Source organism: Streptomyces sp. NBC_00370 (assembly GCF_036084755.1).
GTDB lineage: Bacteria > Actinomycetota > Actinomycetes > Streptomycetales > Streptomycetaceae > Streptomyces.
In genome coordinates, this window is record NZ_CP107968.1 from 4,215,253 (window position 1) to 4,231,429 (window position 16,177).

Here is a 16,177-nt window from a genome sequence, read left to right on the forward strand (position 1 = left end):
CGACGGGGGTACGACGGAAGGAGCGCCTGCCATGGCACACGCAGCGATACCGACGCGACGCCGACACCGCTACCGCCAGGACCACGGGCAGGACCACGGGCAGGACCAGCGGAACGATCACCGGCACATCTCGCGGCTCGCCGTCGCCGTACCCGTCCTGCTGGGCATCGCGTACGGCGCCTACGCGTCGTTCATCGCCCGCAGCGGCGGCCCCGCCACCTACGGCCAGCTCGCCCTCGCGCTGATCTCCGGCGTCGGCATGGCCCTGCTCGTCTTCGGCCTGCTACGCGTCGCACCGGCCCTCCCCCGCGAGCTGCGCGCCGCGGCCTGGGGCGTCCTGGTCGGCGGCTCCATCGGCTTCCTGTACAGCCTCACCGACCAGAGCGTGCTGCGGTCGTGCGCGGTGGGGTTCTTCGTCGCGGTCGGTACGATCGCTGCGACGTTCTACGCGTTCTACATGCGAGAACAATGACCCACCAATGACCCTTCCGCCGTCGCGGGCTCCGGCTCCGTCCCCCCATGCGAACGCCGCGCCGAAAGGCGCGGCATTCGCTGCTTGACCTTCCTCCTCGGGGAAGCCCCAGCATCGGGTCGTACCGGGCGAGGGGCCCGGTACGAGGAGGGAAGCCATGGATGCGCCGGCGGCGGGACTGACGATCGGCGTCTTCGCGCGCCTGTCCAGGCTGTCGGCGAAGGCGCTGCGCCGCTACGACGAGCTGGGGCTGCTGCCGCCGGCCCGGGTCGACGCGGACACCGGATACCGGTACTACGACGAGACGCAGCTGGAGCGGGCCAGGCTGGTCGCCTGGCTGCGCCGCGTCGGGATGCCGCTGGCCAGGATCCGCCACGCATGCGACGTGTACGAGACGGACGCGGCGGCCGCCGCCCGCGATCTCAGGGCGTACTGGGCACAGGTGGAAGCCGAGACAGCGGCGCGGCGTGACCTGGCGACCTTCCTCATCGGCCATCTGTCGGCCGGTGCTGTCCGGCCGACGGACCACGCAGGAAAGGGCGTTATTCCTATGCCGTCCATGCCGTCCATACCGTCGTCGACGTCATCCAACTCGCTGGGGCTGCGCTACGCGGCGCTGTCCGACCGCGGACTCGTCCGCGAGACCAACCAGGACACCGCGTACGCCGGTGCCCGGCTGCTCGCCGTCGCCGACGGCTTCGGGGCGGAAGGCGCCCCGGCCAGTACGGCGGCGGTCGACGCGCTGAAGGCGCTGCCGGACACCGTCGACAGCGGCGATCTGCTCGGCGCGCTCGCCGACTCCTTCGAGCGGGCGAACCACGCGGTCGACGGCTTCGCCGACTCGGGCACGACCCTCACGGCGATGGTGTGGACGGGCGCCGAGCTGGGACTCGTCCACATCGGCGACACCCGTGCGTATCTGCTGAGGGACGGGGAGTTCTTCCAGCTCACGCAGGATCACTCCGTGGTCAGGTCGATGATCGACGCGGGCACGCTCACCGAGGAGGAGGCGCTGTCGCACCCGCAGCGGATGATGCTGCTCAAGGCACTGGACGGCGACGCGAGCCAGGCGGCTCCCGATCTCCGGATGTGCGAGGCGCGGGCGGGGGACCGCTATCTGCTGTGCTCCGACGGCCTGTCCAGGGTGGTGGACACGGCGGAGGTACGGCGGGTCGTCGCGGACACGGACGAGCCGGCGGCCGCCGTACGCGAACTGGTCGAGCTGGCACGGGCGGCCGGGGGTCCGGACAACATCGCGTGCGTGGTGGCGGACGTGACGGAGGAGCCGGCGGGTGCGGAGCTGCCGGGTGGGGAGCTGTCGGCTGTGGAGCTGCCGGGTGGGGAGCTGTCGGGTGGGGAGCCGCGCGGCGTGCAGCTGCCCGGCGTCGTCAGCCGCTATCTGGCCGCCCAGCGCGCCGGGCAGGCGAAGACGGCCGCGGCCGCCTTCCACCGGGACGCCACCGTCACCGACGACGGCGCGACGTACACCGGCATCGGCGCCGTCGAGGAGTGGCTGGGTGCGGCCGGCAGCGAGTACACGTACACGGTCGAACTGACCGGCGTGGAACGGCTGGACGAGACGCACTACGTCGTCACGAACCGGCTGGAGGGCGACTTCCCCGGCGGGATCGTCGACCTCCACTACCGGTTCGCGTTGCGCGACGGCCTGATCGGGGACCTGACCGTCGAGCTGTGACGCGGGCCGCCGGAGCGGTCAGTCCTCGACGATCTCGCCGCGGACCACCACGACCGGGCTCTTCGCGTGCTGCGAGACGTGCAGGCTCACCGAACCGATCAGCGCGGCGGTGAAGTCGCTGTGCCCGCGGTCGCCGACCACCAGCAGCGTCGCTCCCTCCGAGCGGTCCACCAGGACCTGCGCGGGATGGCCGGTGATGACCTGACGGTCGACGGCCGCGGCGGCCTCGGCGTCGAGCGTCTTGTCGACGGCCTCGTCGAGGATCGTCCGCGCCAGCTTCTCCGGGTCGAACTCGGCCGGCACGCCGGGGGTCATCGAGGCCCAACTGGTCGCCGGGTACTGCCAGCTGATGATGGTCTCTATGCGGTCCCCGGTGACCTTGGCCTGCCGTGCGGCCCAGCGCAGCGCCTTCAACGACGATTCCGAGCCGTCTACCCCGACAACGATCCTGCCCATGGCGCACTCCCTTTTGATCGATCATTCAAACGTCTACCCAGGCAACGGGCGCGCGGCCCGTTTAATGCCCGCGCAGCAGTTGCTCGAACGGAACGATCTCGTCAGCGTCGTCGTCCGCGTCGGCTGTGGGCGCTTTCGCGGTGCCGCCCAGCAGCCCCGCCAGCTCCTCGGCCGCCCGCCGGATCCGCGCGGGCAGACCGCCGGCGTGGGTGTCGGCCCCGGCGCCCCAGTCGTCGGTGGCGGCGAACACGGAGGTCGGGGCGGTCAGGGCGTGCAGGTACGAGAAGAGCGGGCGCAGCGCGTGCTCCGTGACGAGCGAATGGCGCGCGGTGCCGCCGGTCGCCGCGAGCAGGACGGGTGTCCCGGTCAAGGCGTCCGGCTCGATCAGGTCGAAGAACGACTTGAACAGCCCGCTGTACGAGCCGGCGAAGACGGGCGTGACGACGATCAGCCCGTCGGCCTCGCCGACGGCCGCCAGCGCGTCACGCAGGTCGGCCGCCGGGAAGCCGGTGACGAGGTTGTTCGCGACGGCGACGGCCAGGTCGCGCAGTTCGACGACCCGTACGTCCGTCTTACGGTCGGCGCCGGCGAGCGCGCCGGTGGCCGCCTCGGCGAGCCGGTCGGCGAGGAGCCGGCTGGAGGAGGGCTTGCCGAGACCCGCGGACACGACGACGAGCTTCAGGGTCTCCATGGGACTCAAGCTCCCTTCGCGGAGTTGGCGACGGACGAGGCGACGGAGGGGTGGACCGGACCGTCGGGCACGGACAGCGGACGGTTGTTCGCGAACTCCTTGCGCAGTACGGGAACGACTTCCTCGCCCAGCAGGTCCAGCTGCTCCAGCACGGTCTTCAGCGGCAGTCCCGCGTGGTCCATCAGGAACAGCTGACGCTGGTAGTCACCGAAGGCGTCGCGGAAGGCCAGCGTCTTCTCGATGACCTCCTGCGGACTGCCGACGGTCAGCGGCGTGTCCCTGGTGAACTCCTCCAGCGAGGGACCGTGGCCGTAGACCGGCGCGTTGTCGAAGTACGGCCGGAACTCCCGGACGGCGTCCTGCGAGTTCTTGCGGATGAACGCCTGGCCGCCGAGACCGACGATGGCCTGCTCGGGGGTGCCGTGGCCGTAGTGCGCGTACCGCTGCCGGTAGAGGCGGATCAGCTTCTGGAAGTGCCCCTTGGGCCAGAAGATGTTGTTGGCGAAGAAGCCGTCGCCGTAGTACGCGGCCTGCTCGGCGATCTCGGGGGAGCGGATGGAGCCGTGCCACACGAACGGCGGGGTGCCGTCGAGGGGGCGGGGCGTCGAGGTGAAGCCCTGGAGCGGCGTACGGAACGTGCCTTCCCAGTCGACGACGTCCTCGCGCCACAGCTTGTGCAGCAGGGCGTAGTTCTCGATGGCGAGCGGGATGCCCTGGCGGATGTCCTGGCCGAACCACGGATAGACGGGCCCGGTGTTGCCGCGCCCCATCATCAGATCGACCCGCCCGTCGGCCAGGTGCTGAAGCATCGCGAAGTCCTCGGCGATCTTCACCGGGTCGTTGGTGGTGATGAGGGTGGTGGAGGTGGAGAGGATCAGCCGCTCGGTGGTGGCGGCGATGTGGCCGAGCATGGTGGTGGGCGACGAGGGGACGAAGGGCGGGTTGTGGTGCTCCCCGGCGGCAAAGACGTCGAGCCCGACCTCTTCGGCCTTCTGCGCGATGGCGACCATCGCCTTGATCCGCTCGTGCTCGGTCGGCGTACGTCCGGTGGTCGGGTCGGCGGTGACATCGCCAACGGTAAAGATCCCGAACTGCATCGCGCTCACCTCTCGTATGGCTCGCATGGCTCGTATGGTTGAACGTTAAACTTCCTTCGGGGAGTGTAACGGGAGGGGGCGGGCTTGTATTCCGACGGGGGGTGGGGGGGGCGGGGGGCATGGGCCGGGGGCTGGGCGGGCCGGGATTGAGGCCGGCCGCGGGGCTCCACGGGGGAGCTGGGCTCGTGGTGACGGGTGCGTGGCCGGGCGGCGGGTGCCACGCACCAGTTGCATGGGGGGACTCGGCTCGGCTCGGCGTCCACCCCCACCGGGCAGCGGTTGCCACTCATGCCCCGCTGGTCACTGGAGGGTGGCGGGTGCAGGTCAGGACGCATGAACCGGGAACTGGGCGGGCCCGGAATTGGGGCCGGCCGCAGGGCCGCCCCTGGGCTTTGAGTGTCGCGGTTCCGGTCCGGGCGTCAAGGGCGCTCCTGCGTCGCGTCGGCTTCGCCGATGACCTGCGGTCACCCTTGACCCCCGGCCCTCCACCGCAAGTACTTCTTTGAGGGGGGGGCGGCCGGGGGGGGGCTCCACGGAGGCGCTGGGCTCGTGGTGACGGCGGCTTGGCCGGGTGCGGGTGCCACGCGGCAGTTGCATGGGGGGACTCGGCCCGGCCAAGCGTCCACCCAAGCCGGGTATCGGCTGAGACTCATGCCCCGCTGGTCACTCCGAGTGGAGGAGGGCGGGAGGGCGCCCTGGCGGGGGTAGTTGGGTGGAGCAACGGGCCGGTGGGTGGGGCGGGTGTGGCTGGGGTGATGGGGGATGGCCTGGGGGGCGGCCCTCGGCCGCCTTTTGCGTGGGTGGTTGCGTTAGACGCGCCATAGGGCGCATCAGGCGGTGGGCCCCTGCCCCCGGATACGTCCGGCGGTTGGTGGTTGTGGCGTGTAGGGAGAGTGATGGCGCAGGTGGTTGATCCTCAGTCATTCGACCGGTTCGCCCGCGACTACGACCGCTTCGTGAGCCTGTTGCCCGGGCAGAACACCGCCTGGTTGCTCGGCCTAGGGCCAGGTGGCGGGCGCGCTCTTGATGCCGGTTGTGGTTCCGGGCATGCGGCGGTCGCCCTGGCGGACCGCTTTGAGGAGGTCGTCGGGTTGGACCTCAGCGGGCCCCTGATCGAGATCGCCGAGGCCAAGAGGGCACGTCCCAACGTGCGTTACGCGGTGAAGGACCTGTTCGAGTTGGACGACGGCAGCTTCGATCTGGTCTACAGCCACACGATGCTGCACCACCTGGCGGACTACCACGCGGGACTGCGACGCCTGAAGAGTCTCGTGCGGCCCGGCGGCACCGTCGCGATCGTCGACAACGTCTGCGATCTCTACCCCACCCCGCCGCGTCAGGCCTACACCTGGCCCGCGCTGTGGAGCTTCCCCCACCAGATCCGCCGCATCGGGCTTCGCGACGCCTGGTTTCAACTGCGCTTCTGGCACAGCCGACCGTGGCTGGCGCACCTGCTCTCCGATCGCTACCTGTCGCGCGAACAGTTCCGGGAGCTCTACGGAAGTGTCTTCCCCGGCGCCCGGTTCGACGACCTCGGCTTCGCCCTGGCCATGGTCTGGACGGCCCCCACCAGTCACACCCGCCCCGACACCCAGGGCCCTTCACCCACCTGATGCTCCCTGCGGCGCGCCTAACGCAACACAGGACGCAAAAGACGCTCCAGGGCCGCCCCACAGGCCATCCCCCGTCACAACAGTCACACCCGCCCCACCCACCGACCCGCTGCCCCGCCCACCTACCCCCGCCAGCAGACCATCCCGCCCTACACCCACCCCCAGTGACCAGCGGGGCATGAGTCTCAGCCACTACCCGGCCTGGGCGGACGCCGAGCTGGCCCGAGTCCCCCCATGCAACTGCCGCGTGGCACCCGCACCCGGCAAAGCACCCGCCACCACGAGCCCAGCTCCCCCGTGGAGCCCCCCGGCCGCCCCCCTCAAAGAAGTACTTGCGGTGGAGGGCCGGGGGTCAAGGGTGACCGCAGGTCATCGGCGAAGCCGACGCGACGCAGGAGCGCCCTTGACGCCCGGACCGCAACCGCGACACTCAACAGAAAGGGGCGGCCCTCCGACCAGCTAACTTCCCGGCCCGCACAGCTCCTGGCTCATGCCGCCCTGACCCGCACCCGCCCCACCCCAGTGACCAGCGGGGCATGAGTCGCAACCGATACCCGGCGGGGGTGGACGCTTAGCCAGCCCGAGTCCCCCCACGCAACCGCCGCGCGGCACCCGCCAGTCGGCCAAGCACCCGTCACCACGAGCCCAGCTCCCCCGTGGAGCCCCCCGGCCGCCCCCCCTCAAAGAAGCACTTGCGGTGGAGGGCCGGGCGTCAAGGGTTAAGCGAAGCGCAATCGGCGCAGCCGACGCGACGAAGGAGCGCCCTTGACGCCCGGACCGCAACCGCGACACTCAACAGAAAGGGGCGGCCCCCGGTTCACCTAACTCCCGGCCCGCACAGCCCCCGGCCCATCAACGCCCGCCGCCCCGTCGCAGCGAGCTGCGGCGGGGCGGCGGGCGTGAGCCGGAAGGCCTTATACGTGCGGCACCGGGACCGTTCCCAGGCGGCCGGCCTGGAAGTCTTCGAATGCCTGCTTGAGCTCGGCCTGGCTGTTCATGACGAACGGGCCGTAGTGCGCCATCGGCTCACGGATCGGGCGGCCGCCCAGCAGGACCACCTCCAGGTCCGGGGTGTGCGCGTCCTGGGTCTCGTCCGCGCGGACCGTGATCGACGCGCCGTCGCCGAAGACCGCCGTCTGACCCGTGTGCACCGGCCGACGGTCCGTGCCGACCGAACCGCGGCCGGCCAGCACGTACGCCAGGCCGTTGAAGTCCTCACGCCACGGCAGCGTGACCTCGGCGCCGGGGCGCAGCGTCGCGTGGATCATCGTGATCGGGGTGTGCGTGATGCCCGGGCCCTCGTGGCCGTCCAGCTCGCCCGCGATGACGCGCAGCAGCGCGCCGCCGTCGTGCGAGGTGAGCAGCTGGACCTGGCCGCCGCGGATGTCCTGGTACCGGGGGTCCATCATCTTGTCGGCCGCCGGGAGGTTCACCCAGAGCTGCAGCCCGTGGAAGAGTCCGCCCGCCATGACGAGCGCCTCCGGCGGCGCCTCGATGTGCAGCAGACCGGAGCCCGCCGTCATCCACTGCGTGTCACCGTTCTGGATGGTGCCGCCGCCACCGTTGCTGTCCTGGTGGATGAAGGTGCCGTCGATCAGGTACGTGACGGTCTCGAAGCCGCGGTGCGGGTGCCAGGGCGTGCCCTTGGCCTCGCCCGCCGCGTACTCCACCTCGCCCATCTGGTCCATCATGATGAACGGGTCGAGGTACTGGTAGTTGATCCCGGCGAAGGCGCGGCGCACCGGGAAGCCCTCGCCCTCGAATCCGCCGGGCGCGGTGGTCACGGCCAGCACGGGGCGGGCCACGGCATCGGCCGCGGCGGACACCCGCGGCAGAGTCAGCGGGTTCTCGACGGTCACAGCAGGCATGAGGGCCCTCCTCGGGAGTCTTCGCGTTCCAATTTAGTTGAACGGTGAACATCCCGCAAGGCGCACTTCATTCCCCGCCGCCCCCCGGCGCCTTCTCCCCCGCCCGCGACGCGCGTAGCCCCGTCCGCGAAAACCACGGCGATCGGGCAGGTACTCCAGCCCCACCAGGGACTTCCCGCCCCAATAGCGGGCAATAGCGGGCTTCCGGTTTGCCCTTCCGCCGTTTCGAGCAGGCGCTCTGCGACCAACTACCTTTCGAAAGAACGGAGTTGCTTATCGTGGTAAGAACCGCCCGCACCACCGCATTCGTCGCTGCGACGCTCCTGGTCACCGGCGCGCTCGCCGCGCCGTCCGCCGGCGCCGCAGCCCCGGACGAGACAGCCTCCGGCACCTCCGCCCGGCACTGCGTCGTGAACAGCGCCACCGGCGCGGAGAGTTGCTTCGCCGCCTTCCCCGACGCCATCGAGGCGGCGACCGGCGGACAGGTCACCGACACCCCCGCCTCCGCGAAGGCGGCCGCCGGCGACCAGTCGTTCCGTACGGAGATGAAGCGCTTCAACGCGCCCACCCGGTCGAAGCAGTCAAAGCAGTCGGAGTCGACGTCGCAGTCGGAGTCGAAATCGAAGTCGACGGAATCGTCGACGCTCGCCGCCGCCGACTCCGTCGTCCAGGGCACTTTCTTCGACGAGGTCCAGTTCGGCGGATCGTCACTGACGATCACCGGGACCGCGCCCTGCGTGAAGGACGGCTGGATCGAGTACCAGTACGACTTCCCGGACGACTGGAAGAACCGCGTCTCGTCCGTGCAGCCCTGGGCCGACTGCTGGATCTGGCTCTACCCGGAGCCGAACCTCACCGGTGACAGGGACGGTCCGTTCGACGAGAACACCGCCGACGTGGGCTCGTTCATGAACGACCGCGCCCAGTCCGTCGGGTTTAGTTGACACGTACACGTCAACACGCCGACGAAAACCCCCACAAAAACCCCCAAGGAAACCCCCACACCCTCGCACATATCCCCCCACACCGTTCGGAGAAATCCATGACGAAAAGAGCACGCCTGTCCATGCTGCTGGTGGCCCTCGCGACAGCGGGCAGCGCCGCCCTCTCCACGGGCACGGCCTCCGCCGAGGAGACCCCCACCTCCCGCGAGCTGCTCGACAAGTGCGACAACGGCAGCGACCTCTGCGTCTTCCACCCCGACGGGCCCCCCTCCGTCTCCATGGGTGAGGCCCACCAGGTCGGCGACAGCGCCTACAACTGCACCGCCGACCTCCAGCGCTCCACCGTCGGCTGGTCGGACACCACAGGCGAGTCGAACAGCCTCGGCGTCTCCCTGAGCGCGGAGTACGGCTTCTCCGAGGTCTTCAAGGTGACCATCGAGACCAGCTACCAGCACACCTGGGAGAGCTCCCACACCGAGTCCGAGCAGACGAACGTCGACGTCCGTCCCGGCGAGGTCGGCTGGATCACCCGCGAGGCCCAGATGCAGCACGTCTCTGGCACCTACGAGCTGCACTTCGGTGACCCGTTCTACGGCCACTACTACTGGTACGTGCCGTTCGACGCGACCGGCCCGCTGCCCGACGCGCCCAGCACCAAGACCCAGCACACCCGGGCGATGACGGACCAGGAGCGCGCGGAACACTGCGCCTGACCACAGCCCGCAGAACACAGAACACCACGACGGCCCGGCCCCCGCGTACCTGTACCTCTACGCGGGGGCCGGGCCGTCGCCGTCAGGAAAACCTCAGCCGTACATCCGCCGCATCGCGAAGTCCACCATCTGCTCGACCGCCTTCGCGTCGAAGACCATCCGGTGGTCGCCCTCCATGTCCAGGACGAAGCCGTACCCCGTCGGCAGCAGGTCGATCACCTCGGCGCCCGTGATCACGAAGTACTTGGACTCCTTGCCCGCGTACCTGCGCAGCTCCTTCAGCGTGCTGAACATCGGGATCACCGGCTGCTGCGTGTTGTGCAGCGCCAGGAACCCCGGGTTGTCGCCGCGCGGACAGTAGACCTTCGACGTCGCGAAGATCTGCTGGAAGTCCTCGGCCGCCAGCGAGCCCGTCGTGAAGGCCCGGACGGCGTCACCGAGCGAAGGGGGCGACGGCTCCGGGTAGAGCGGCTGCTCGCCGTACCCGCCGACGCCACCCATGGGCTGGCCGCCCATCGGCTGGCCGCCCATCGGCTGCTGGGGCGGCGCGGCGTACTGCTGCTGTGCGCCCGGGGTCTGGTCGTAGCCGTACATGCACGCAAGAGTACTGACGAATGGGCCCCGAGGGAGCCTCGTCACAGATGACCTGTCGGGGTTGCGTCTTATTACCCATGGGTAGCATCATCGTACGTAGCCAAGTACACAGCCGCGTACACAACCACGTGCGAAGCCCATACTTGGACAGCCGACACACGAGCCACGAGCCACACGAGCCTTACGGAGCCGTCGCCATGGGGCACTACAAGTCGAATCTCCGCGACATCGAGTTCAACCTCTTCGAGGTCCTCGGACGCGACAAGCTGTACGGCACCGGTCCGTTCGCCGAGATGGACGCGGAGACAGCGAAGAGCATCCTCGCCGAGGTCACCCGCCTCGCCGAGAACGATCTCGCGGAGTCCTTCGCCGACGCCGACCGCAACCCCCCGGTCTTCGACCCCGACACCAACACCGCCCCCCTCCCGGCCTCCTTCAAGAAGAGCTACAAGGCCTTCATGGACGCCGAGTACTGGCGGCTCGGGCTGCCCGAGGAGATCGGCGGCACGACCGCGCCCCGCTCCCTGATCTGGGCGTACGCGGAGCTGGTGCTGGGCGCGAACCCGGCCGTGTGGATGTACGCCTCGGGCCCCGCCTTCGCCGGCGTCCTCTTCGAGGAGGGCAACGAGGCGCAGAAGAAGATCGCCGAGATCGCCGTCGACAAGCAGTGGACCTCCACGATGGTGCTCACCGAGCCGGACGCGGGCTCCGACGTGGGCGCGGGCCGGACGAAGGCCGTCGAGCAGGAGGACGGCTCCTGGCACATCGAGGGCGTGAAGCGGTTCATCACGTCCGGTGAGAACGACCTCTCGGAGAACATCCTTCACTACGTGCTCGCCCGCCCCGAGGGCGCCGGCCCCGGCACCAAGGGCCTGTCGCTCTTCCTCGTGCCGCAGTACGAGTTCGACTTCGAGACCGGCGAGCTGGGCGAGCGCAACGGCGTCTACGCCACGAACGTCGAGCACAAGATGGGTCTGAAGGTCTCCAACACCTGCGAGCTGACCTTCGGCGACCGGCACCCCGCCAAGGGCTGGCTGATCGGTGACAAGCACGAGGGCATCCGCCAGATGTTCCGCATCATCGAGTTCGCCCGGATGATGGTCGGCACGAAGGCCATCGCCACGCTCTCCACCGGGTACCTGAACGCGCTGGAGTACGCCAAGGAGCGCGTGCAGGGCCCCGACCTGGCCCAGTTCATGGACAAGACCGCGCCCAAGGTCACCATCACGCACCACCCCGACGTACGCCGCTCGCTCATGACGCAGAAGGCGTACGCGGAAGGCATGCGCGCCCTGGTGATGTACACGGCGGCGCTCCAGGACGAGATCGCGGTCAAGGAAGCGGCCGAGGAGGACGTGAAGGCGCTCAACGGCCTGAACGACCTGCTGCTGCCGATCGTGAAGGGCTACGGCTCGGAGCGCTCGTACGAGCAGCTCGCGCAGTCGCTGCAGACCTTCGGCGGCTCCGGCTATCTGCAGGAGTACCCGGTCGAGCAGTACATCAGGGACGCCAAGATCGACACCCTCTACGAGGGCACGACGGCCATCCAGGGCCAGGACTTCTTCTTCCGGAAGATCGTCCGCGACCAGGGTGTGGCGCTGAACACACTGGCCGAGGAGATCAAGCAGTTCCTCGCCGTCGGCACGGGCGGTACGGAGCTGGCGCCGGCCCGCGACGCGCTCGCGAAGGCCGCCGTCGACCTGGAGGCGATCGTCGGGCGGATGCTGACCGACCTCACCTCCACCGGTGAGGACGTCAAGAACATCTACAAGGTCGGGCTCAACACGACCCGCCTGCTGATGGCTTCGGGCGACGTCGTCGTCGGCTACCTGCTGCTGCGCGGCGCCGCGGTGGCGACGGAGAAGCTGGAGACGGCGGCGGCCAAGGACGTCGCGTTCTACCAGGGCAAGATCGCCGCTGCGAAGTTCTTCGCGGCGAACGTGCTGCCGGGTGTCTCGGCCGCGCGGGCGCTGGCGGAGTCGGTGGACAGCTCGCTGATGGAGCTGGCCGAGTCGGCCTTCTGACCGGCGCAACTGTCAGGTGTGGGGCGTTCGTTCGGACCGGGTCCTCGGTCCGGAGGAACGCCCCACAGTTGTGTGCGGCCGCAGCAACCCCCCAGCGCCCAGCGGCGCCCCGGGCCCAGCGCCCCGGACCCTGTGTTCCTCCCGCTCCCGACCGCTTTGACGCCTGTCGCACCAAACCTCCGCCCATGGGCGGAGCCGCCTGTCAAGGCTCTTGGCAGGCGCAGAGCAGGTGTCATAAGCCGTCGTTAAGGTGAAGGCATGCGTTCTTCCCCCCGCTTCGACCGCGGCCACACCGACGACCTCATGTCCTTCCTGGCGGCGAGCCCGTCGCCGTACCACGCTGTGGCGAACGCCGCGGCGCGCCTGGAGAAGGCGGGCTTCCGGCAGGTGTCGGAGACCGACGCGTGGGACGGCGCGGCCGGCGGGAAGTTCGTGCTGCGCGGCGGGGCCCTGATCGCCTGGTTCGTGCCGGAGGGCGCGGCGGCGCACACGCCGTTCCGGATCATCGGCGCGCACACGGACTCGCCGAGCCTGCGGGTGAAGCCGCAGCCCGACATCGGCGCCTACGGATGGCGTCAGGTCGCCGTCGAGATCTACGGCGGACCGCTGCTCAACACCTGGCTCGACCGCGACCTCGGCCTCGCAGGGCGGATCTCGCTGCGCGACGGCACCCACCGGCTGGTCGCCGTCGACCGCGCCGTGCTGCGCGTCCCGCAGCTCGCGGTGCATCTGGACCGTTCGGTGAACACCGACGGGCTCAAGCTGGACCGGCAGCGGCACATGCAGCCCATCTGGGGCCTCGGGGAGCCGGACGAAGGCGATCTGATCCGCTTCGTCGCCGAGGAGAGCGGCGTCGGCGCCGCCGAGATCACCGGCTGGGACCTGATGCCGTATCCCGTCGAGCCGCCGGGCTATCTGGGCCGCGACCGCGAGCTGGTGGCGGGTCCCCGGATGGACAACCTGCTCTCGGTGCACGCGGCCACCGCCGCGCTGGCCGCCGTCGCCAACCTCACCCCTGACGACACCCCCGCCCCGGACGGGACGTCCGCCGCCGACGAGCCCCTGCCGTACATCCCCGTGGTCGCCGCCTTCGACCACGAGGAAAGCGGCTCCCAGTCGGACACCGGCGCCGACGGCCCGCTGCTCGGCACGGTGCTGGAGCGCTCGGTGCTCTCCCGTGGCGGGACGTTCGAGGACCGCGCGCGTGCGCTGGCCGGCTCCATCTGTCTCTCCTCGGACACCGGCCACGCCGTGCACCCCAACTACGGGGAGCGGCACGACCCGACGCACCACCCCCGGGCCAACGGCGGCCCGATCCTCAAGGTGAATGTGAACATGCGGTACGCGACGGACGGCGGTGGCCGGGCCGTGTTCGCCGCCGCCTGCGAGAAGGCGGACGTCCCGTGGCAGACGTTCGTCTCCAACAACGCGATGCCCTGCGGCACGACGATCGGCCCGATCACGGCGGCGCGGCACGGCATCACCACCGTCGACGTGGGCGTGGCGATCCTGTCGATGCACAGCGCGCGCGAGTTGTGCGGCGCCGACGACCCGTACCTCCTGGCGAACGTGCTGGCCGCGTTCCTGGAAGGCTGAGGGGACAGACCTCGGCCAACGGCCCCCTGAACACCTTCCGTCCCGCCTGACGACCGATCAACCGCCAACGCTCGCATGCCCGATCGAGTCGGGGGTACCCGAGCAGTGGCCCGGAACGGCCACCACTCGTATCAGGAGGCGGGATTCATGGGCATCGGCGGATGTATCGCTCTTATCGGGGTTGGTGCGATCCTCACTTTCGCAACCGACTGGCATTCGGACAGCGTCAACATCGACCTGGTCGGCGTGATCATGATGGCGGTCGGCATCATCGGGATCGCCACCTTCACCAGCATCGCCAGGCGGCGGCGCGCGGTCGTGTCCGAGACCGTCGTCCAGCGGGACGACCGCGGCGCCGGCGGCGGCTTCGGAGGTCCGGGCAGCTACTGAGGCGCCCCGTCAGCCATCGGCAGCGTCGCCGATGTTGACTGACACTCCGTACTGACACCCCGTCAGGAGTCCATCCCTGCCAGGACCAGAGCGAGCCGTGACGTGCCGTCGGCCGCGAGCCGGACCGGAACACCCCAGTCCTGCTGGTGCACATGGCACGCCGGGTACTCGTTCGCCGGGTCGTCGTCGCAGGACGCGGCCATCGCCGACACATGCAGGACGCCCTCGGCGACCTGGTCGGAGAGCACCACCTCACGGCTGAGGTCCGTGCCCGCGCCCTCCCCGGAGACCAGCAGCTCCGGCGGGGTCGCCGACACCAGCAGCCGGGTCGAAGGCCCGTAGCGGGTGTCCAGCTTCTGGCCGGTCGGCGCGGTGAAGACCACAGCCAGCTCGAACGCACCCGGCGCCACCTCGGTCGCCGTGCGCTGCGTACGGTGGGCGACCGACTCGACCCGTACCGCCTCCTCGGGCAGCCGCAGCCGGGTCAGCCGGTGCCGGGCCGATTCGACGACGACGATGTCGTCCCCGACGAGCACGGCGTCGGACGGCTCCCGCAGATCCGTCGCGAGGGTCGTCACGTCACCCGTCGCCGGGTCGAAGCGGCGCAGCGCGTGGTTGTACGTGTCGGCGACGGCGACCGAGCCGTCGGGCAGCGCCGTCACGCCGAGCGGGTGCTGGAGCAGCGCCTCGGCGCCGGGGCCGTCGCGGTGGCCGAAGTCGAACAGGCCGGACCCGACGGCAGTACGGATGACGAATCCGGCGCCGTACCCCTCGCTCCCCGCTTCGCTCGCACTCTCCCCGCTCCCCGCCTCGCCCGCACGCTCCTCAGCGACGCGCTCCACGTAACGCAGCGCGCTCGTCTCGGAGTCGGCGATCCACAGCCGGTCCCCCGCCGCAGCGAGCCCGGACGGCTGCGCGAACCACGCCTCGGCCGCAGGGCCGTCGACCAGGCCTTCGTTGGTCGTCCCCGCCACCGCCTCGACGGTGCCGGTGGCCGGGTCGTACGTCCACAGCTGGTGGACGCCGGCCATCGCGATCCACACCCGGTCCGCCCACCACGCCACGTCCCACGGCGACGACAGGTCCACCTCGCGTGCGGGCCCCGCCGTCGGCGACCCCTGCCACCACTGCCTGCCGGTTCCCGCGACGGTCTCGACGGCGCCGCTGACCGGGTCGTACGTGCGCAGCGCGTGGTTCACGGTGTCCGCGACGATCACCCGGCCGTCGGGCAGCAGCGCGAGCCCCTGCGGCTCGGCGAAGGAGGCGGCGGCGAAGGAGCCGTCGACGGCCGTGGCGTCGCGGAAGCCGCGATCACCGCTGCCGACGCGGCGTACGACGCTCTCGCCGTCCGGCTCCAGCTCGACCAGCTGGTGCCGGGTCGAGTCGGAGACGAGCAGATTCCCCGAGGGCAGCACCAGCGCCTTGCCCGGGAACCGCAGATCGGTCGCGACCGGCTCCGGCGGCACGTACGGTCCGTCGCCGCGGCGCAGCGTGCCCTTCGCCGCGTGCTCGGCCTCCAGCTCCTCGACCAGTTTCTCGATGGCGTGCGCATGGCCCTCGCCCGCGTGCTGCGCGACGACGTACCCCTCGGGGTCGACGACGACCAGCGTGGGCCAGGCCCGCACCGCGTACTGCTTCCAGGTCGCCAGCTCGGGATCGTCCAGGACGGGGTGGTGCACCTCGTAGCGCTCCACGGCGTCCACGACGGCCTGATGCTCGGCCTCGTGCACGAACTTCGGCGAGTGGACGCCGATGATCACCAGCGTGTCCCGGTGCTTCTCCTCCAGCTCACGCAGCTCGTCCAGCACGTGCAGACAGTTGATGCAGCAGAACGTCCAGAAATCCAGTACGACGATCCGTCCGCGCAGGTCGGCGAGGGTGTACGAGATGTCGCCCGTGTTGAGCCAGCCGCCCTTGCCGGTCAGCTCGGGGGCACGGACGCGGACGCGCCGCGGGGAGGAAGTCGCACTGTTCATGGTTCAAGGGTGCCACCCCGCCCCCACGCGTTTCGCGCCGAGTAGAT

At 70.3% G+C, this 16,177-nt stretch carries 13 protein-coding genes and 1 pseudogene; 8 read left to right on the forward strand and 6 right to left on the reverse strand.

Annotated features, from left to right (window positions below; translation table 11 throughout):
- Positions 1 to 31 precede the first annotated feature (31 nt).
- Both OHS57_RS18725 and OHS57_RS18730 read left to right on the forward strand, forming a co-directional pair.
- Entirely contained in the window at positions 32 to 472 is a 441-nt protein-coding gene (locus OHS57_RS18725; RefSeq protein ID WP_241778531.1) for a hypothetical protein, read from the forward strand.
- A gap of 157 nt (positions 473 to 629) precedes the next feature.
- A pseudogene (locus OHS57_RS18730) lies at positions 630 to 1,754 on the forward strand (MerR family transcriptional regulator); the annotation flags it as partial.
- Between the two features lie 432 nt (positions 1,755 to 2,186).
- Here the strand turns inward: OHS57_RS18730 and OHS57_RS18735 are convergent.
- From OHS57_RS18735 to OHS57_RS18745, 3 genes are all read right to left on the reverse strand, one after another.
- On the reverse strand, positions 2,187 to 2,624 hold the full coding sequence (locus OHS57_RS18735; protein ID WP_328582735.1) for a universal stress protein: 438 nt from the start codon (positions 2,622 to 2,624) through the stop codon (positions 2,187 to 2,189).
- Between the two features lie 61 nt (positions 2,625 to 2,685).
- Entirely contained in the window at positions 2,686 to 3,315 is a 630-nt protein-coding gene (locus OHS57_RS18740) for an FMN reductase (RefSeq protein WP_328582736.1), read from the reverse strand.
- A gap of 5 nt (positions 3,316 to 3,320) precedes the next feature.
- Entirely contained in the window at positions 3,321 to 4,412 is a 1,092-nt protein-coding gene (locus OHS57_RS18745; protein ID WP_328585102.1) for an LLM class flavin-dependent oxidoreductase, read from the reverse strand.
- 896 nt (positions 4,413 to 5,308) lie between these two features.
- Here OHS57_RS18745 and OHS57_RS18750 point away from each other — a divergent pair.
- Positions 5,309 to 6,025, forward strand: a complete 717-nt coding sequence (locus OHS57_RS18750) for a class I SAM-dependent methyltransferase (protein WP_328582737.1) — start codon at positions 5,309 to 5,311, stop codon at positions 6,023 to 6,025.
- 914 nt (positions 6,026 to 6,939) lie between these two features.
- Here the strand turns inward: OHS57_RS18750 and OHS57_RS18755 are convergent.
- Entirely contained in the window at positions 6,940 to 7,893 is a 954-nt protein-coding gene (locus OHS57_RS18755; protein WP_328582738.1) for a pirin family protein, read from the reverse strand.
- Between the two features lie 278 nt (positions 7,894 to 8,171).
- On the opposite strand from OHS57_RS18755, the gene OHS57_RS18760 reads away from it, so the two are divergent.
- Both OHS57_RS18760 and OHS57_RS18765 read left to right on the forward strand, forming a co-directional pair.
- Entirely contained in the window at positions 8,172 to 8,837 is a 666-nt protein-coding gene (locus tag OHS57_RS18760) for a hypothetical protein (RefSeq protein ID WP_328582739.1), read from the forward strand.
- 98 nt (positions 8,838 to 8,935) lie between these two features.
- Positions 8,936 to 9,550: a hypothetical protein gene (locus tag OHS57_RS18765; RefSeq protein WP_041987578.1), complete on the forward strand. Its 615-nt coding sequence runs from the start codon at positions 8,936 to 8,938 to the stop codon at positions 9,548 to 9,550.
- A 93-nt stretch (positions 9,551 to 9,643) separates the two neighbouring features.
- Here the strand turns inward: OHS57_RS18765 and OHS57_RS18770 are convergent, their stop codons facing one another.
- The gene (locus OHS57_RS18770) at positions 9,644 to 10,144 is read right to left on the reverse strand and encodes an SseB family protein (RefSeq protein ID WP_041987577.1); all 501 of its coding nucleotides are present in this window, start codon (positions 10,142 to 10,144) and stop codon (positions 9,644 to 9,646) included.
- A 197-nt stretch (positions 10,145 to 10,341) separates the two neighbouring features.
- Here OHS57_RS18770 and OHS57_RS18775 point away from each other — a divergent pair, with 197 nt between their 5' ends.
- From OHS57_RS18775 to OHS57_RS18785, 3 genes are all read left to right on the forward strand, one after another.
- Positions 10,342 to 12,168, forward strand: a complete 1,827-nt coding sequence (locus OHS57_RS18775; RefSeq protein ID WP_328582740.1) for an acyl-CoA dehydrogenase — start codon at positions 10,342 to 10,344, stop codon at positions 12,166 to 12,168.
- Between the two features lie 258 nt (positions 12,169 to 12,426).
- On the forward strand, positions 12,427 to 13,764 hold the full coding sequence (locus OHS57_RS18780) for a M18 family aminopeptidase (RefSeq protein WP_328582741.1): 1,338 nt from the start codon (positions 12,427 to 12,429) through the stop codon (positions 13,762 to 13,764).
- 147 nt (positions 13,765 to 13,911) lie between these two features.
- A complete protein-coding gene (locus tag OHS57_RS18785) occupies positions 13,912 to 14,154 on the forward strand; it encodes a hypothetical protein (protein ID WP_328582742.1) in 243 nt (80 codons plus the stop codon).
- Positions 14,155 to 14,216: 62 nt separating this feature from the next.
- Here the strand turns inward: OHS57_RS18785 and OHS57_RS18790 are convergent, their stop codons facing one another.
- A complete protein-coding gene (locus OHS57_RS18790; RefSeq protein WP_328582743.1) occupies positions 14,217 to 16,130 on the reverse strand; it encodes an NHL domain-containing thioredoxin family protein in 1,914 nt (637 codons plus the stop codon).
- Positions 16,131 to 16,177 lie beyond the last annotated feature (47 nt).